Source organism: Microbacterium lacticum (assembly GCF_006716815.1).
Taxonomy (GTDB): Bacteria; Actinomycetota; Actinomycetes; order Actinomycetales; family Microbacteriaceae; genus Microbacterium; species Microbacterium lacticum.
Genome location: NZ_VFPS01000003.1, coordinates 104983 through 123041, shown reverse-complemented (window position 1 = coordinate 123041; position 18059 = coordinate 104983). Strand labels below are relative to the sequence as shown.

The window sequence follows — 18059 nt, the reverse complement described above, 5'->3', positions numbered from 1 at the left end:
TGCCCGCCCGGGCCCTCCCCTTCGCGATCGTCGTGCTCATCGTCGCCGAGCTCTCCATCCCGCTCATCGACGAACGCACCGGGCGACGCCCTGGCATCCGCATCACATCACCGAACGGTACGGACTGTTCACCCTCATCGTTCTGGGCGAGAGCCTGCTGGCGTCGGCGAACGCGATCATCGAGGCGCTGCACGAGTCCGACATCCTGGCGCCGCTGGTCGGCATGGCGGCGCTCACCCTCGTCGTCACTGCGGCGCTCTGGTGGATCTACTTCTGGCCGCCGCACCACACCGAGATCGGCGGGCTCCGCGCCTCGATCGGCTACGGGTACGGCCACTACTTCGTGTTCGCCGCGGCCGCCGCGTTCTCAGCCGGCATCGAGGTCGAGATCGACGTGCTCACCGGCAAGAGCGAGCTGCACGAGCCGTGGGCCGCCTTCACCTACACGGTTCCCGTCGCGGTCTTCGTCTTCAGCGTGTGGCTCATCATGATCGTGATCGTCGCCGTTCTGGTCTGGCGCCCGCCCGTCGAGTCCCGTTTCCCCGCCTGACCGCGGCGGCGGGCGGCGGGTGGGTGCGGGTGGGCTGTGCGGCGGGCGCCGGTGGGTGCGGCGGGACGCACTGGCATCCACCCCGGCCCCCGCACCCATGTCCCACTTGTGGCTGTTTCTCACTCTCAGAAGCAGCCATAACTGGGACAAGCCCCGCCCAAACTGGGACAACGCCCGCCCAGAAGGGGGGAAGGCGGCGGGGGCGACGTCAGCGTGGCGGGCGCGGACGGTAGAGCTGCGCGACGGCGCCGGAGCCGAACTCACGGCGCGCGACGAGGTCGAGCCTCATCCGCTCATGCAGCCCGTCGAGCAGCCGCGGGCCGTGACCGGCGATCAGCGGATGCACGACGAACAGGTACTCGTCGATGAGCCCCAGGTCGGCGAGAGCGAGAGGAAGCGTCACCCCGCCGACCGAGAGGGCGCCGCCGGGCTCCGACTTCAGCCGGCGCACGGCGTCACCGAGGTCTCCGACGACGAGCTCGGCGTTCCAGTCGACCTCCGCGAGGGTGCTCGACACGACGTATTTCTTCGCCGCGTCGAGCGCCTCGGCGAAAGGCACCTCCCAGGCATCCATCCATTCCGGCCACACGCCGGTCTCGGATCGCCGCCAGGCGGACTGCATCATCTCGTAGGTGACGCGGCCGTAGAGCTGCGCGTCGGCGCGCGCGATCTCGTCGGTCCAGAACCCCATCAGCTCTTCGTCGGGCGCGACGCCCGCCTCGTGGTGCACGCAGCCGTCGAGTGTGACGCCTATCGAATACCGCAGCGGCCTCATCTCGAGCCTCTCCGTCGATGTTGCCTCGAGGGTAGCCGCACGGCGCCGCCTGCGGAACCGCCGACGCGTCGCGAACAGGGATGCCTCGCCGCACCACCCGTCCCCGGTCCGGCCGGCGATCCCGAACTCCGACCCGCGGCCGTCAGCGCGGGCCGCCGCCCATGCCGCCACCCATTCCGCCCGCCGCCTCGCCGGCCGTGACCGTCGTCGCGACGCCGTCGACGGTCACGGTGTACGACTGCGAGGTCGCGATCGCCGGCGACGAGAAGACGACCGACGCGAAGGTCTTGGTCGCGGCGTACGAGGCGATCACCGCCCCCGAGGCATCCGTGATCTGCACCGTCGAGCCCGCGGAGCCGCTCACCGTGGCGGCCAGCCAGCCCTGGGCGGAAGACTCGTCCGGCGTCTCGGCCATCCCGCTGCTGCCGATCGCGACGAGGGTGCCGCCCGACACGGTGATCCCGCCGTTCGAGTCGAGCGCCCCGTTGTCGTTCGCGGTGGGGCCGAACACCGTCACCTCGCCCCCGGTCATCTGGATCGTCCCGTTCGAGTCCAGACCGTCGCCCTGCGCATCGATCGTCAGCACCCCGTCCGAGATCGTGAGCTTCTCACCGGTGTCCTGCATGCCGCCGCCCATGTCCGATGTGCTGTTGCCCGACGCGTTCACCCCGTCATCCGACGAGACGACGTTCGACCGGCCGCCGGCGATGCGGATGTCGGCCGACTCGATGCCTTCGTTCGAACGGGTGATGTCGATCTCGCCTCCGGCGATGACCAGGATCGTCTCCGAATGGATGCCGTCGTCGTCGGTCGCGAGACTGATCGCGCCTCCGCTGATGACGGCATCGGTCTGCGCGTCGACGCCGTCGTCGCCCGCCGACGCGGTGATCGTGCCCCCGGCGATCCACACGTACCCCTTCGCCGCATCGTCGGTCTGATCGCTCTTCAGCGCATCGCCGCCCGCGGTCAGGGTCAGAGATCCGTCCTTCTTGTAGGAACCGCTCGGAGATGTCCACGAGGACTCCGGATTCATTCGCGAAGCCGATGCGAAATGTCCACGCTCTTGCTTGCGCTTAGTTACGCGACTTGTCCACTACCGGCGACTGTCAGTCGCCTGTGACCAGGTGCGATAGCGCCCAGTCCCAGTCGATGCGCTCCTGCTCCAGCCGGACCCGGACGCCGTACCGGTCTGTGACGAGATCCGTGTAGAGAGCCGTCTCCGCAGCATCCAGGGTTGTCAGCGCCGCGGCAGTCGGGGAAGGCTCCTCGCCCCAGCGGTCCTCGTGGGCGAGCAGCGTCTCGCGATCCATCAGCACCGACCGCGCGTGCGGCAGCCACGCGCGCACGCGATGCAGGATGCCGAATCCGTGCGTGTCCAGATCACCCCAGTAGTCCACGTCGATCCCGGCCAACCAATCCAGGGAGGCCGGTTCATCCGCGTCGTACCCCTTGCCCCACAGCACGACGCCGTCGTCGGGGACGGGGACGCTCAGGTAGGTGATCTCGTTCTCCACGATCAGCGCGCGCCGCGGACGCACGCGGAGTCTGCGCAGTTCGTCGGTGCGCAGGACCGCCTCGGAGAGCCCAGAGGGCATCGCCAGCACGCCTGGCGCGAACCGCATTCGCACCGTCGATGGTTTCGTCGCGTACCCGAGCGCAGCGGTAAACCCACGGGCGGGCACTCCCAGCATCGCGGCGAGGACGCCGCGGTGACGCTCGATGAACTTCGTGTCGACCCCCGGCGCGGTGACCTGTCGCAAGTACAGGCCAGAGTCTCGACGGGCATCCAACCAGCGCAGCGCCGCCAGCACCGTCAGCCACTCGTCAGCGAGCGCGATGGCCGCGATGGGCGCCCGAAGCGCCCACTCGCGCGCCCGCGGCTCGGTATGGGCCGCCTCGACGAGTGACCGGAAGGCAGCCGCCTCGGTCGCCGCTCCGAGCAGACGCCACGCTCGGTCATACGTCTCGACGACGGCGCGCGCGGGCAGTTCGGTCGCCCCTGCCAGTCTTCCGCCGATCCGGCCCGACACCACCTCATAGGCGCGACCGCCCTGCGAAGCTGCGCGGATGCCGTCGGCCCACGCCCGCGCGCGGTCGAAATGCTCGCCGAGGTCGGCTGCCACCGGTCCACGCAGCGGCACCTCGATCACTGGGCACGGATCTCCCGACACGAAAGCGCGCAGCAGCGATCCGTCGTCCCACCCTCGACGCACCTTCGCAGCGATCCCGGCCGGCGTCGTCCAGCGCGAAGGGTCGCTCATCCGCGGCTGCGCTGTCGTTCGCGGAACTCCTCGATCGTCAGCGTCTGCACGCGGGAGGCCGCCCCGGTCGGGTTGTCGACGAATGCGATCGCGCTGACGTACCGCTCGATGACGTGCACCTTCTGCAGTGGCGTGACGATCAGCAACTGCAGCCCGAGTTTGGCGAACAGCTCGAGGGCGTAGCGCGTCGAGGCATCCGATCCACGACCGAACGCCTCGTCGATGACGGCGAAGCGGAAGTCACGGGACTTCTCCACACCCCACTCCAACCCGAACTGGTACGCGAGGGAGGCCGCGAGGATCGTGTAAGCGAGCTTCTCCTTCTGCCCGCCGGACTTGCCGTCGGAATCGGTGTAGTGCTCGAACTCCTCGCCCGTCTGCCGGTCCTGCTCACTCGCTGCGAACGTGAACCAATTGCGCACGTCGGTGACCCGCCGGATCCACGCGCGGTCGCTGTCGGCGTGGCCGACACGCCCCTGTAACCGCTCGATGAGCAGCCGGATCTGCTCGAACCGCGCCTCCGCGGTGCCGTCTCCCGCCTCGGCGAGGAGGTCTGCCGTCGCGTCGCGCAGGTCGGCGCGGAACTGCCGAACCTCCTGGTTCACGGTCGGCTCGGCGACGAGCACGATGATGCGACCAGGGTTGTAGTCGATCGCGGCAAGCGCCTCGTTGATGACGTCGACGCGCCCGCGGATCTCGTCGGCCTGGCGCCGCAGCCATGCGTTGAACTGAGCGAGTTCGCGTACGGCATTCGTGTTGAGCTGGTGACGGAACTCCTCCTCGTAGCGCGGCAGATCGTCCCGAAGCACGCGCGTGTGGAGCTCGCGGAAGCCAGCGATCGCACGCACACTCGCGTCGAGCTCGGACCGCTGGTCGGGCCACCGCCGCAGGAACTCGCTCATCTGTTGCTGGATGCCCGTGGTGTAACCGTTCATCTCTCGCTGCGCCGCCTCGATCGCCGCCGTCAGCGCGCCGGTGAGGCTCGCCCGAAGCCGGTCGCAGTCCTCGACGGTGCGCACCTCTGCGCGGGTGACGCGATCGGCGAGCGCGGGATAGTGCTCACGCGCTCGCGCGACGATGTCGGGGCCCAGGGCCTCGAGTGCTGTCCGTTCGGCGTCATCACGCGCGCGCATCGCGACAACGTCAGCGCGCGCAGCACCGAGTCGCTGGGTCGCCGCGTCGGCTTCTGCGCGCAGCCCGGCATCCTGCTCGTCGATCTCCGCGAGCTGACGATCGATCTCGACGAGCGCGGATGACCCGGCGACGAGGCGCTCGCGCTCTGTCTCCAGCGCGGTCAGCTGGGCGGAAGCCTCGGCCGTGTCGATCTCGCGCCAGGCCCCGTACTGCTCGAGACCGGTCAGGGCACGGCCGAGACCGGCAAGGGCGGCGGCATCGGCATCCACGACCTCGAACTCCCGGTCAATGCGCGCCAGGTCGTCGTCGTGCCGGTCGCGCTCTTCGGTGAGTGCCGCGATCTTCTGCTCGGTGGCGCGGCCGAGCACCCATGCACGCGGGTCCAGAGCGCTGCGGCGGTCGTCCTTCTCGTGGCGATCGCGATCGCGCACGAGTCCCTCGCGCGTCACGGCGCGCTCCTCGCGCCGGAGCTCCTCGACGGACTCCGCGAGCACATGATCAGCACGCGAGGCGAGTTCCGCGACGAGGTAATCCGCGAACGCTCCCGACTCCACGTCGATCACGTCGATGAGTCGCCTCCCGGACCGCGCGGTGGGGATGCTGCGCACGCGCCGCTCGGGCACGCGCAGGTACACCAGACGTGCGCCGAGCCGGTGATCGTTCACCCACTCCGACACGGCCGCGTAATGCTCCTGCGACACGAGGAGCGACAGCGCGAAGCCGCGCAGAACGCGCTCCGCGGCGCCACGCCACTGTGCATGAGTCTCGCGGACATCGAGCAGCTCACCGGCGAACGGAAGTTCGTCGGTATCCAGATCCAACGCGTCACACAATGCTGCGCGCACTCGATCGAGATCACGCCCGACGTTGCTGCGTCCGTCGCGCAGGCGATCGATCTCCTCCTGCGCAGCCGTTCGTGACCGGCGGAGGTCGGTGCGCTGCACGAAGAGGGGGTCACGCCGGTCCTTCAAAGCGCCCAGGCGTTCGTCGAGTCGCCCCCGGAGCAACTGCGCCTCTTCGCTGCGAGAGAGGAAGTCCGCGGCATCCTCCACCGGCGCGAGCTGAGCCCCCTGAAGCAGCGCGTCGTACTTTCGCCGCCGATCGGCGCGGCTGTCGCGTTCGAGACCGGCGCGGGGGATCTCGACGTCGAGCTCCTTCAGCCGATCGCCGCCCACGCCGGCCCGCTCGAGTTTGAGTCGGTCGCGTATCGGCACGAGATCGGCACGACGGCGATCGACGTCGGCCCGCTGGGACTCGAGTGCCGTGACCTCACCCTCGCGCACGCCGATCTCGCCGTCGAGCAGCTCGCGCACCCGCTCGGCAAGATAGGGCACCACGGCGCTGCGCTGGTCGGTGAGTCCCGCATGGCGTGCCGCGGCGTCGTCATATCGATCCCCGGCGGCCACGAGCGGTGCGAGCACGGCGAGCTGATCAATCGCCGTGCGAACGGCTTCATGCGCCTTCACGAGGTTCTCGAAATGGTCGACGATCGCCTTGACCTTCGGTGCGGCGTCGACCGGTTCGAGCATGTGGTCACGGACGAAGTCGTTGAGGTTGCCGACCGACTTCATCGACACAGTCTGGTGGAACAGCTCCATCGCCTGCTCGGAGCGGATGCCGAGCAGCCGGCGGACCCGCCGGTGGTAGTCGGGGAACGTGTTGTCGATGTCGGCGCCGCCGGCGCGCAGCCGTGAACGCAGCGCCTTCAGGTCGCTCCCGAAGGCGGTGAAGTCGGGATCGATCGACAGCGCCGCCGACGCGGTCACGAAGAACCGATCCGGCTGACCGGTGCGGTCCTTCTGATGGAACACCTGCGCAATGGTGATCTGCTCGCCGTAGCCTTCGTTCGCGAAGACCCCGAGGATCACGGAGTATGACCGGTGGTCACGCAGCCCGACCGGCCTCGAAGCGCCGGTCGCCTCATTGCGCTCCGACTTGTAGTGGCCTTCGACATAGCTGCGGAGCGTCCGCTCTTTGACATCGGCGCCGGCGGCCTTGTTGTAGGCGATACGGTGCGCCGGCAGGAGGAGTGTCGTCACGGCATCCACGAGCGTCGACTTGCCGCTGCCGATGTCGCCGGTCAGCAGCGATGTCTGAGAGTCGAGGCGCAGGTTCCACACGTGTTTGTCGAACGTGCCCCAGTTGAAGACCTCCACGGTCTGCAGCCGGTAGCCGGTGCGCTGATGGGACTCGGCGGGCGCGTCGAGGGCCGAGAAGAGGGTGCTGGTCACGCGCCATCTCCTTCGGCGGTGCCGGATGCCTCGGCCGTCGCCCCGGCGTAGACGCTCAATCGGCCGGCGAAGTCAGACAGGGTCTGCGCGTCGACGTACGCCTTGAGGATGCGGCGCACCTCCCATGCGCCGGCCTGGCCGCGGAGTTCGCGGAGAAAGCCGAGTTCGGCGACCTGGGCGATGGTCCGGTCGGCCTGGTCGATGATGCGCGCCTCGTTGCTCGACGACTGCTGGAGCACCCGCAGCATCTCGACAAGCTGGTCGCGCGTGAGCACGAGCTTGCCGTCCCCGCCGGCCGACTCGAACTCGACCATGCGGCGACGCAGCAGCACGAGGAGAAGGCTGACGTTGTATGTGAGGCTCCGCCGGCGGACAAGGCGCGGCAGCGACTCCTCGCCGTCTTCGGTCTCGCGTGTCAACAGATAGGCGTAGCCCTCGGTCTCGTCGACGACGACGTCGATGCCGATCGCGGCGAAGTGGTCGGCGACGCGACCTCGATGACGCTGCAAAGTCGCCCACACGGTCTCGTGCGCCGAAGCCTCGCGATACACGACGTCGCGCATCAGGTGGATGATCGCGCTCGCGACCGCCTGCTCGTCGGGGGTCCTCATGCTCGCCTCACCAGTGCTCTGTTCATCCGGACGCGGCGGGGCGCGCCACCGGAATCCGCATAGCCGATCACCGTCTGCTCGTCGGTCGTCTCCACGGTGATGCCGTCACCGTGGAGGGACAGGTACCCGAGGATCTCAGCGATGCCCTCCTCCACAGGGTAGAGAGCGATGATCTCGTCGAGTGCGACCGAGGTCCGCGGCGGCACGACCGCCCGGATGTTCTCGGTGAGCCGCTCGGTGTCGACGAACCGCTGGGTGAGCAGGCCGTCGAGCTCCGTGACATCGAGCTCGGCGGGGGCGGGCAGGCTGTCGACGGCGACGTCCGGCTGGGGATCGTACAACGGACGCTCGAAGGGCAGGGCGATCGGCACCCCCGGCTGGTCCACAACGAGCCCGATATCGAGCGGCGGAGTCTCGCGTGCGGCGAGGGCGGCCGCCTCCACTGTGCGCACGAGGTCGAGAACACGCCGGTTCTCGACCCATACTTGGTCTTCGAGGAACCGGCGCAGCTGCTCGGACAGGTTCCGCACCGTCTGCTGGGTCCGTTCGGCGGCATCCGCCCAATCATGGTGGACGCCGCGCAGTCGGCTGTCGACGGGCAGCTGCGGCAGCGACTGCACTGCCCCGAGCAGATCGGTCAGCTCACTCTGGCGTTCTTCGGAGAGCAGCAGGTCGTAGAAGGCCTGGAAGCTGCGTCCTTGATCGGACGCCGTGATGTCCGTACGGCTCGAGACGAGGTCGGCCAGCAGCTCGCCCTTGCCGCCTCCCCAGCCGGCGATCTTCTCGCGCGCCGATCGGTCGAGGCTACGGAAGTTCTCCTCGACCTCACGGAAGTCCCTGAGCAGTTCTCGGGCGGTCGCGGCGAACTGCTGGTAGCGCTCACGCAGCGCGGTGTCGTCGAGCGTGTCGAAGCGTCCTCGGCGGGCCGCGGCCAGTTCGGCCTCGATCGCCGCCTGGCGACGCTCGATCTCGGCGATGCGCTGGTCTGCGTCGGTCTCGGAACCGTGCACGATCTGACGGAGCAGGTCGACGGCGGTCTGCAAGCGCGACTCAGTGCCGACGAATGCGCGACTGCGTAGGCTCTGGATCCACGCGTAGGCCCGTTCGAGCGCGGGCGTGGCTTCGTAGTGCACCTCATCGGATGCCGCGGGGTAGAACCGCCTCAGCCAGCCCGCCTCCGGGGTCGCCCAGTCATCGAGATACGCGGCCGGATCGGCGACATAGCGCTCGGGTTCCGTGCGATGCACTGCGTAGAGAAAGTCGTCCAGCGCGGACACAAGCTCGCCGGCGGGCACCGCGCCGCGGTTGCCTTCAATGAATCTCCCGCCGAGGAATGCGAGGATGAGCGGCGCGTTGTGCGCCCGCAGCAATCGCCAAGCGGGATGCCGCTCCCGCAGTCGGTCGATTTCGTCGAGATCCATGTCGGTTACAGCCTAGATGTACTGACCCAGATCGTTGTTGACGTAGGAGAGACCTCCGGGGTCGAGTTGGAGCTGTCTAAGTTCTTCAGCTCAAACGCACGGAGGTCTCTCTTGTCTCACGCTAATGCCCGGCTGACTCCGGCCGGCCGGTTGATCATGGTTCAGCGCATCCAGTCGGGGCGTGCGGTCGCGCATGTCGCCGCGGAAATGGGGATCTCCCGCACGACCGCGTGGCGGTGGTGGCGCAGGTTCCGGGAGTGCGGCCCGGCGGGCCTGATCGATCGTTCCAGCGTCGCCCGCTCCCACCCTCGCCAGACCAAAGCGTGCGTGGAGGCGAGGGTGCGGATCATGCGGCACCTCACTCGGCGTGGGCCGGTGTTCATCGCTGACAAGCTCGGCTTGCAGGCCTCAACGGTCGGTAGGGTGTTGCGCCGCCACCACGTGCCGTTGCTGCGGGAGCTGGACCCGGTCACGGGGTCCGTGATCCGCGCGACCCGCCGATCCGCGCAGCGTTACGAGCATGATCATCCCGGGTCCCTGATCCACGTTGATGTGAAGAAACTCGGCCGTATCCCCGACGGCGGCGGATGGCGTCTGCATGGCCGCGGGCAACGTCCTGCGCGCAAGCGGGGCCTGGGTTACGACTACGTGCACACCGTCATCGACGACCATTCCCGAGTTGCTTACGCGGAGATCCACGACGACGAGAAAGGCACCACCGCGGCGGGTGTGCTCGAGCGGGCGATCGCGTTCTACGCGCGCCTCGGCGTCACAGTCGAACGCGTCATCAGCGACAACGCGTTCGCTTACCGCCACTCGGCCGCGTTCAAGGCAGTGGTCGACGCGCACGGCATCCGACAGCGGTTCATCAAACCGCACTGCCCCTGGACCAACGGGAAAGTCGAACGCCTCAACCGCACCCTCGCCACCGAGTGGGCCTACGCCCGCCCCTGGAGCTCGAACGACGACCGAAAAGCAGGGTTGACGACCTGGCTCGACTACTACAACCTAGACAGGCACCACCTCGGCATCGGAGGCAAAACCCCCATCGACCGAATCAACAACGGTCGAGGTCAGTACACCTAGAGGCGGGTCGGGACATGCTCGTCCTCGCGCGACATCCCTGCTCGGAGCTGGGTGGAGCACGGAAACGAAAGTCAGGCCGATTCAGCGTCTGTTGGTGATCTCGTCCGGTATGCGAACAACGTCTACAAGTGCCCGTGCGAGGGGCGGCCAACGAGGACCGAATGCTGGAAGTACGCGTCGTCGTCGCTCAGCGAGGAGATGAAGTCGGCGAGCCCACGATAGAGAACCCCCAGTGCTCCGGCGGATCTGGCAGCTCGAGCCAGTCGAACTGCGTCTCGTCGCCCGGCGGGTGATCGATGATCGCGTTCGGCCGCTGCGTAACGTGCGCGCAGGCCGTGCATGCCGGACGCAGCCCGCGATCCCGGATCTGCCGGGTCGGCGTCGGATACGCGCCGTCGCAGCCCAGCGACCGCAGCTCGTCGAGTAGCGTAGCCGCCCACAGGTGCGGGTCCTCGGCCAGCCGAGCGGTGACGTAGTCGACGAACGCGTCGAACGGGTCCGGCGCGGCGCGTTCCCGCTGCCCCGGGGTGCGTTCCCCGCTCAAATACGCGCGAAACGTCTTACGGTCGTGATGGGTGCGGCGGATCTCGCTGATCGTCATCCCCTGCCGTTTCAGCGCGTGGATGTCCACGCTGCTCCTCTCTGAAAGCATGAGAAGAGGGCCTCCCTCGGAAGCTGGTGTGTGGTCAGAGACCACCAGCATCGAGGAAGGCCGCCTCATGCGGCGGAGCGACCCAGGGTGGGGATTTTCAGCGACCGCTGGAACCCGCCGAGCAGAAGTGGGGAACTTCAGTGAGCGCCGTCACCGTTCAACCAGCTACCGACCTGCTGCACCTCGCCACCGTAGAAGGAGTATTGGTTGCTGAATATGCCGGGCACGTAGGTGATGGCATGCGTCGTCGACGCGCTCGGGTTGCCGATCATCTCGACTATGCGATCTTGGTCGGGTTGCTAGAGGTAGAGCTGGACCGCGCCTGACATGACCCGTTCGAGATAGTCCGACTTCTGAAGCTGGCTGAGGATGCGGCTACTTCCGATGGCGCCGACTGTGAGGTCGTTGATTTCGCGAGGGCTTGCAAAACACCGCTCTTGCGCAATCTCACGTTGCGCTGCACTAGTTCGTTGGTGAGGTGGCGCAGCGAGAGATCCCCGTTATGTCGATAACTGAAGTCCCTCCGTACGCTTTGGAGACATCCATCACGTTCAGCTGGACCTGTCTTTTGATGTCTGTCAAGATCACAGCTGAACTTGAGACCTGGATCGTGTCACCGTCGGGTGATTTCGCGGGTTGAGGATCGTTGAGGCTTGATTTTCCGGGGGTGCTGGTGCCTCGTGCGGGGCACTAATGGCGTCGATCTAGATGTACTGACCTCGACCGTTGTTGATTCGGTCGATGGGGGTTTTGCCTCCGATGCCGAGGTGGTGCCTGTCTAGGTTGTAGTAGTCGAGCCAGGTCGTCAACCCTGCTTTTCGGTCGTCGTTCGAGCTCCAGGGGCGGGCGTAGGCCCACTCGGTGGCGAGGGTGCGGTTGAGGCGTTCGACTTTCCCGTTGGTCCAGGGGCAGTGCGGTTTGATGAACCGCTGTCGGATGCCGTGCGCGTCGACCACGGCCTTGAACGCGGCCGAGTGGCGGTAAGCGAACGCGTTGTCGCTGATGACGCGTTCGACTGTGACGCCGAGGCGCGCGTAGAACGCGATCGCGCGGTCGAGGACGCCCGCCGCGGTGGTGCCTTTCTCGTCGTCGTGGATCTCCGCGTAAGCAACTCGGGAATGGTCGTCGATGACGGTGTGCACGTAGTCGTAACCCAGGCCCCGCTTGCGCGCAGGACGTTGCCCGCGGCCATGCAGACGCCATCCGCCGCCGTCGGGGATACGGCCGAGTTTCTTCACATCAACGTGGATCAGGGACCCGGGATGATCATGCTCGTAACGCTGCGCGGATCGGCGGGTCGCGCGGATCACGGACCCCGTGACCGGGTCCAGCTCCCGCAGCAACGGCACGTGGTGGCGGCGCAACACCCTACCGACCGTTGAGGCCTGCAAGCCGAGCTTGTCAGCGATGAACACCGGCCCACGCCGAGTGAGGTGCCGCATGATCCGCACCCTCGCCTCCACGCACGCTTTGGTCTGGCGAGGGTGGGAGCGGGCGACGCTGGAACGATCGATCAGGCCCGCCGGGCCGCACTCCCGGAACCTGCGCCACCACCGCCACGCGGTCGTGCGGGAGATCCCCATTTCCGCGGCAACATGCGCGACCGCACGCCCCGACTGGATGCGCTGAACCATGATCAACCGGCCGGCCGGAGTCAGCCGGGCATTAGCGTGAGACAAGAGAGACCTCCGTGCGTTTGAGCTGAAGAACTTAGACAGCTCCAACTCGACCCCGGAGGTCTCTCCTACGTCAACAACGATCTGGGTCAGTACATCTAGACTCGCTCGGTGGGGTGGTTCGTGCGGAAGGTGCGCACCGCGTCGGGTGCGACGGCGGTGCAGATCGCGTCGAAGACCCGTGGTGTGCGGACGATCGTGGAGCACCTCGGCTCCGCGCACGACGATGAGCAGCTCGCGGTGCTGGTCGCGATCGCGCGGGAGCGGATCGCGGAGCTGGCCGGGCATGTCCCGTTCGATCTGGACGGGCTGGGCGCGACGCCGCCGGCCACGACCGCGCCGACGGTGACCGGGTCGAGGTCCAGGTTGTTGTGGGATGTCCTCGAGGACGCCTACGCCCGTCTCGGGTTCGACGCGGTCGGCAACGACACATTCATGAAGCTGGTCCTGGCCCGCGTCGTCGAGCCGACCAGCAAGGCGGACACGCTGCGGGTGTGGGACGAGCTCGGTGTCCCGGGTGCGCCGTCGCTGTCGACCGTGTGGCGGACCCTCGCCCGCAGCGTTGAGCAGGACTGGCGGTCGAAGATCGCCGCCGCAGCCTACGCGCATGCGACCCGATCTGGCCCGCTCACCGTCGTGCTCTACGACGTCACCACCCTCTACTTCGAGGCGGAGCGTGAAGACAAGCTCCGCAAGGTCGGGATGAGCAAAGAGCGCCGCGTCGACCCGCAGATCCTCGTCGGCCTCCTCGTGGACCAGGGCGGGTTCCCCCTCGAAGTCCACGAGTTCGCGGGCAACAGGGGCGAGACCCTCACCCTGCTGCCCGTCCTCGACCAGTTCCGCGAACGTCACTCCGCGACCGAGGTCGTGGTCGTCGCGGACGCCGGCATGCTGTCCGCAGCGAACCTGAACCGGCTGGAGGACGCCGGGTTCGGTTTCATCGTCGGCTCCCGCACCTCCTCCGCGCCATACGATCTCGCCGAGCACTACGCGACCGTCGGGAACATCGTCACCGATGGGGAGACGGTCGAGACCACCCGAACCATGGGTGCGGGTGTGAACGCGCGGGAGCGGCGAGTGGTGTGGCAGTACTCCCACAAGCGGAAGATCCGCGACAACATCACGTTGAACAAGCAGATCGAACGCGCCGAGCAGATCGCTGCCGGCACCCGCCCGGCGAAGAAGGACCGGTTCGTCACCCTCGGCACGGGGCCCGGCGTGAACTGGGCAAGAGTCGAGAAGGCCCGCGAATACATCGGCCTCAAGGGGTACGTCACCAACCTCAGCACCGCGACGGCTTCCGCTGCAGAGATCGTGGCGGCCTACCATGACCTGTTCCAGGTCGAGGCGACGTTCCGGATGGCAAAGACCGACCTGCGGGCGAGGCCGATGTTCGCGTCGACCGCGGACTCGATCCACGCGCACCTCACCGTCGTGTTCTGCGCTCTCGCGATCAGCCGGCACCTCTACAAGACCACCGGCGTGACGGTCCGCCGTATCGTCCGCGCGCTGCGCCCGCTGCGTGACGTCACGATCACCATCGACGGACACGAACTCACCGCGACCACCCCGCCAACGGGGGAAGCCGCCGACATCATCGCCGCACTCCGGCCGGGCGTGGGGCACTAATCTGACACGATCCAGGAGGATGCGGCTACTTCCGATGGCGCCGACTGTGAGGTCGTTGATTTCGCGAGGGCTTGCAAAACACCGCTCTTGCGCAATCTCACGTTGCGCTGCACTAGTTCGTTGGTGAGGTGGCGCAGCGAGAGATCCCCGTTATGTCGATAACTGAAGTCCCTCCGTACGCTTTGGAGACATCCATCACGTTCAGCTGGACCTGTCTTTTGATGTCTGTCAAGATCACAGCTGAACTTGAGAGCGCGACGCCGGTCTTGCTCGCTTTCCACTGCTCTCCCAAACGCGCAGGCAAATCGTCGACGACATGTGATGCATCGGCGGTGGGTGGAAGCGTAGCTTCGAGCTGCCCGGTGTAGAAGACACCCTTCCCCGAACCCAGCGACAGTTTGTCTTCGCATGGGTAGGGGGTGCTCTCGGGACGAAGCGAGACCTGGGTACCCTCTGGCAGCAAATCGACAACCTCCTGCATCGAGGCATTCACGTCGGCCTTCACGGCTTCATAGGGCGCTTGACCCCTGATCTTGGACACGCTGATTCCAGCACGTTGCTGGGGAAGCGAGAATCCAAGGGATGGCAAGGAAGAACTACACGGACGAGTTCCGGCAGCGGGCGGTGGACTTGTTCGCGTCCACGCCGGGTGCGACGTTGAAGGGCATCGCGGCGGATCTGGGGATCTCCCGCGGTGCGCTGCGGGAGTGGGTCGAGAAGCACGGCTCGGGGATCACGACCACCAGCACAGCGTCGACGCGCGCGCCGGCGCGGGCGGAGTCACAGGCGGCGAAGGTCCTCCGGCTGGAGGCCGAGAACGCGAGGCTGGAAGCGGAGAAGCTGAAGCTTCAGACGGAGCGGGACATCCTTCGTCAGGCGGCGAAGTATTTCGCCGGGGAGACGAACTGGTGAACCGCTTCCAGTTCGTTGAGGATCACAAGGACGCCTACGGCGTGAAGCGGTTGTGTGAGGTCATTCAGATCGCGAGGTCGTCGTTCTACGCCTGGCTGGCGGCGGCCCCGGGACGCCTGGATCGTGTCACCGTCGGGTGATTTCGCGGGTTGAGGATCGTTGAGGCTTGATTTTCCGGGGGTGTTGGTGCCTCGTGCGGGGCACTAACGGCGTCGATCTAGACTCGCTCGGTGGGGTGGTTCGTGCGGAAGGTGCGCACCGCGTCGGGTGCGACGGCGGTGCAGATCGCGTCGAAGACCCGTGGTGTGCGGACGATCGTGGAGCACCTCGGCTCCGCGCACGACGATGAGCAGCTCGCGGTGCTGGTCGCGATCGCGCGGGAGCGGATCGCGGAGCTGGCCGGGCATGTCCCGTTCGATCTGGACGGGCTGGGCGCGACGCCGCCGGCCACGACCGCGCCGACGGTGACCGGGTCGAGGTCCAGGTTGTTGTGGGATGTCCTCGAGGACGCCTACGCCCGTCTCGGGTTCGACGCGGTCGGCAACGACACATTCAAGAAGCTGGTCCTGGCCCGCGTCGTCGAGCCGACCAGCAAGGCGGACACGCTGCGGGTGTGGGACGAGCTCGGTGTCCCGGGTGCGCCGTCGCTGTCGACCGTGTGGCGGACCCTCGCCCGCAGCGTTGAGCAGGACTGGCGGTCGAAGATCGCCGCCGCAGCCTACGCGCATGCGACCCGATCTGGCCCGCTCACCGTCGTGCTCTACGACGTCACCACCCTCTACTTCGAGGCGGAGCGTGAAGACAAGCTCCGCAAGGTCGGGATGAGCAAAGAGCGCCGCGTCGACCCGCAGATCCTCGTCGGCCTCCTCGTGGACCAGGGCGGGTTCCCCCTCGAAGTCCACGAGTTCGCGGGCAACAGGGGCGAGACCCTCACCCTGCTGCCCGTCCTCGACCAGTTCCGCGAACGTCACTCCGCGACCGAGGTCGTGGTCGTCGCGGACGCCGGCATGCTGTCCGCAGCGAACCTGAACCGGCTGGAGGACGCCGGGTTCGGTTTCATCGTCGGCTCCCGCACCTCCTCCGCGCCATACGATCTCGCCGAGCACTACGCGACCGTCGGGAACATCGTCACCGATGGGGAGACGGTCGAGACCACCCGAACCATGGGTGCGGGTGTGAACGCGCGGGAGCGGCGAGTGGTGTGGCAGTACTCCCACAAGCGGAAGATCCGCGACAACATCACGTTGAACAAGCAGATCGAACGCGCCGAGCAGATCGCTGCCGGCACCCGCCCGGCGAAGAAGGACCGGTTCGTCACCCTCGGCACGGGGCCCGGCGTGAACTGGGCAAGAGTCGAGAAGGCCCGCGAATACATCGGCCTCAAGGGGTACGTCACCAACCTCAGCACCGCGACGGCTTCCGCTGCAGAGATCGTGGCGGCCTACCATGACCTGTTCCAGGTCGAGGCGACGTTCCGGATGGCAAAGACCGACCTGCGGGCGAGGCCGATGTTCGCGTCGACCGCGGACTCGATCCACGCGCACCTCACCGTCGTGTTCTGCGCTCTCGCGATCAGCCGGCACCTCTACAAGACCACCGGCGTGACGGTCCGCCGTATCGTCCGCGCGCTGCGCCCGCTGCGTGACGTCACGATCACCATCGACGGACACGAACTCACCGCGACCACCCCGCCAACGGGGGAAGCCGCCGACATCATCGCCGCACTCCGGCCGGGCGTGGGGCACTAAACTGGCTCTTCGGACTTTAGGTGGGGGTGGTGGGGTCGAGGCCGCCGGCGATGAGGAGCATGCGGAGTCGGTAGTTGTCGTAGTTGCGGAAGCCGCGGGCGACGCGGCGGGCGAGTTCGATGAGGCCGTTCACGGCCTCGGTGCCGCCGTTGGATGACCGGTCGGTATCCCAGTAGGACAGGAACGCGGCCCGCCACTGACGCAGGGTGCGGCCGAGTCGGGCGATCTCGGGGATCGGGCAGGTCGGGAGCGATTCGAGCACGTGCTCGGCGATCTTGCGCCCGGTGGCGAGGTCGGCATGCCGGTAGGCGTCGCGGAGTTGCTGCGCGGCCTGCCAGGCGACGTCGACCTCGACGTGCTCCTCGCGCTGCGTGAACGCGGCATCGAGCCGGGCCTTCTGCCGGTCGGTGAGTCGTTCCTGCCCGGCGCGGAGGATGTTGCGGATCCCGTAGAGCGCATCACCTCTGCGTCCGCGGTGCCCGAGGGTGTCTTGCTGGACGCGGCGGCGGACCTCATCGACCGCGGTGGTGCCGAGCTTGACGACGTGGAACGCGTCGAGCACCGCGACGGTATCGTCGAGCTCGTCGTCGAGGGCCTTCTTGTAGCCGGCGAACGGGTCCAGCGTCGCGACCTGCACCCCGTCGCGGAACTCCTGCCCGCGCTCTTGCAGCCAGTCGGCGTAGGCCTTCGCGCTGCGCCCGGGCACGAGGTCCAGCAGGCGGGCCCTCACCCGCCCGGACGCATCGCGCGACAGGTCGACCATCCCGGTCAGTTCCTTCGGACCCCGCCCGCCATCGGCGACGGGTCTGGTGGACACGTGGTGCCAGAGGTGCTCGTCGACGCCGAGCGTGGTGACCCCGTCGAAGCGGGACCCGTCCGCGGCGCGCGTCTCGAGCACCGGCCTGACGTGTCGCCAGACCGTGCGCCACGACACCCCGAGCTGGCGGGCGACGCCCTGCACCGACGCGTTCTCCCTCCGCATCTGCCCCACCGCCCAGATCACCGCTCGGGCCGTGAGCTTGGCGCGAGGCGCGGCGACCAGAGCGTTCTGCTCGGTGAACGACTCCCTCGGGCACGCCTCATCAGCGCACCGGAACCTGCGCTTGCGCCACCGGACCCGCACCGCAGCGGCGCTCATCGGCGCATCGACCAGCACGAGCGCCTTCCGGCCCCGCGACTCGGCGACCTGCCCGCACCCCGGGCACCCGACCGGCCCCGGCGGGGACTCGACGTCGATCAGGAGCACGCCGTCGCGGCAGCGCTCGACAGCCACCACGTGCAGCCCGCCGAGGCCGACGAGCACATCGCAGCGATCACAGTAGACAGCAGAAGACGGGCACGCAGCGGCGCACCCCGTAGCATCGGGCACGGGT

Annotated in this window: 14 protein-coding genes and 2 pseudogenes; 6 read left to right on the top strand and 10 right to left on the bottom strand. The window is 67.6% G+C overall.

Features of this window, described 5'->3' with window-relative positions:
- Nucleotides 1–70 precede the first annotated feature (70 nt).
- A pseudogene (locus tag FHX68_RS09280) lies at nucleotides 71–550 on the top strand (low temperature requirement protein A); the annotation flags it as partial.
- A gap of 208 nt (nucleotides 551–758) precedes the next feature.
- Here FHX68_RS09280 and FHX68_RS09275 read toward each other — a convergent pair.
- The 6 genes from FHX68_RS09275 to FHX68_RS09250 form a co-directional block, all read right to left on the bottom strand.
- The gene (locus tag FHX68_RS09275; protein WP_141380980.1) at nucleotides 759–1325 is read right to left on the bottom strand and encodes a dihydrofolate reductase family protein; all 567 of its coding nucleotides are present in this window, start codon (nucleotides 1323–1325) and stop codon (nucleotides 759–761) included.
- A gap of 142 nt (nucleotides 1326–1467) precedes the next feature.
- Complete coding sequence (locus FHX68_RS09270; RefSeq protein WP_141380979.1) at nucleotides 1468–2358, bottom strand: carbohydrate-binding domain-containing protein; 891 nt, start codon at nucleotides 2356–2358, stop codon at nucleotides 1468–1470.
- A gap of 73 nt (nucleotides 2359–2431) precedes the next feature.
- A complete protein-coding gene (locus tag FHX68_RS09265; RefSeq protein WP_141380978.1) occupies nucleotides 2432–3586 on the bottom strand; it encodes a Wadjet anti-phage system protein JetD domain-containing protein in 1155 nt (384 codons plus the stop codon).
- Nucleotides 3583–6951 carry an ATP-binding protein gene (locus FHX68_RS09260; protein ID WP_141380977.1) on the bottom strand — a complete coding sequence of 1123 codons (3369 nt, stop codon included), beginning with the start codon at nucleotides 6949–6951 and terminating at the stop codon, nucleotides 3583–3585. The genes FHX68_RS09265 and FHX68_RS09260 overlap by 4 nt, the downstream gene beginning before the upstream one ends.
- Nucleotides 6948–7562: a DUF4194 domain-containing protein gene (locus FHX68_RS09255; protein WP_141380976.1), complete on the bottom strand. Its 615-nt coding sequence runs from the start codon at nucleotides 7560–7562 to the stop codon at nucleotides 6948–6950. Before FHX68_RS09255 ends, FHX68_RS09260 begins: the two co-directional genes overlap by 4 nt.
- Complete coding sequence (locus tag FHX68_RS09250) at nucleotides 7559–8983, bottom strand: DUF3375 domain-containing protein (RefSeq protein WP_141380975.1); 1425 nt, start codon at nucleotides 8981–8983, stop codon at nucleotides 7559–7561. The genes FHX68_RS09255 and FHX68_RS09250 overlap by 4 nt, the downstream gene beginning before the upstream one ends.
- Before the next feature lie 111 nt (nucleotides 8984–9094).
- Here FHX68_RS09250 and FHX68_RS09245 point away from each other — a divergent pair, with 111 nt between their 5' ends.
- The gene (locus FHX68_RS09245; protein WP_141920178.1) at nucleotides 9095–10069 is read left to right on the top strand and encodes an IS481 family transposase; all 975 of its coding nucleotides are present in this window, start codon (nucleotides 9095–9097) and stop codon (nucleotides 10067–10069) included.
- 187 nt (nucleotides 10070–10256) lie between these two features.
- On the opposite strand, the gene FHX68_RS09240 is transcribed toward FHX68_RS09245, so the two are convergent.
- On the bottom strand, nucleotides 10257–10700 hold the full coding sequence (locus tag FHX68_RS09240) for a hypothetical protein (protein WP_229661663.1): 444 nt from the start codon (nucleotides 10698–10700) through the stop codon (nucleotides 10257–10259).
- A gap of 161 nt (nucleotides 10701–10861) precedes the next feature.
- Here FHX68_RS09240 and FHX68_RS15210 point away from each other — a divergent pair, with 161 nt between their 5' ends.
- Nucleotides 10862–11047, top strand: coding sequence for a hypothetical protein (locus FHX68_RS15210; protein ID WP_170219056.1), 186 nt, complete (start codon nucleotides 10862–10864; stop codon nucleotides 11045–11047).
- Nucleotides 11048–11425: 378 nt separating this feature from the next.
- On the opposite strand, the gene FHX68_RS09235 is transcribed toward FHX68_RS15210, so the two are convergent.
- Nucleotides 11426–12400, bottom strand: coding sequence for an IS481 family transposase (locus FHX68_RS09235; RefSeq protein ID WP_141920012.1), 975 nt, complete (start codon nucleotides 12398–12400; stop codon nucleotides 11426–11428).
- 108 nt (nucleotides 12401–12508) lie between these two features.
- Between FHX68_RS09235 and FHX68_RS09230 the strand changes: the two genes are divergently transcribed.
- Entirely contained in the window at nucleotides 12509–14026 is a 1518-nt protein-coding gene (locus FHX68_RS09230; RefSeq protein WP_141381636.1) for an IS1634 family transposase, read from the top strand.
- Between the two features lie 112 nt (nucleotides 14027–14138).
- Here the strand turns inward: FHX68_RS09230 and FHX68_RS09225 are convergent, their stop codons facing one another.
- Nucleotides 14139–14567, bottom strand: coding sequence for a hypothetical protein (locus FHX68_RS09225; protein WP_141920176.1), 429 nt, complete (start codon nucleotides 14565–14567; stop codon nucleotides 14139–14141).
- Between the two features lie 41 nt (nucleotides 14568–14608).
- On the opposite strand from FHX68_RS09225, the pseudogene FHX68_RS09220 reads away from it, so the two are divergent.
- Nucleotides 14609–15063 (top strand): annotated as a pseudogene (locus FHX68_RS09220) (transposase); the annotation flags it as partial.
- Nucleotides 15064–15168: 105 nt separating this feature from the next.
- Nucleotides 15169–16686 carry an IS1634 family transposase gene (locus FHX68_RS09215; protein WP_141920091.1) on the top strand — a complete coding sequence of 506 codons (1518 nt, stop codon included), beginning with the start codon at nucleotides 15169–15171 and terminating at the stop codon, nucleotides 16684–16686.
- A gap of 16 nt (nucleotides 16687–16702) precedes the next feature.
- On the opposite strand, the gene FHX68_RS09210 is transcribed toward FHX68_RS09215, so the two are convergent.
- Nucleotides 16703–18055, bottom strand: coding sequence for an ISL3 family transposase (locus FHX68_RS09210; protein ID WP_425325858.1), 1353 nt, complete (start codon nucleotides 18053–18055; stop codon nucleotides 16703–16705).
- Nucleotides 18056–18059 lie beyond the last annotated feature (4 nt).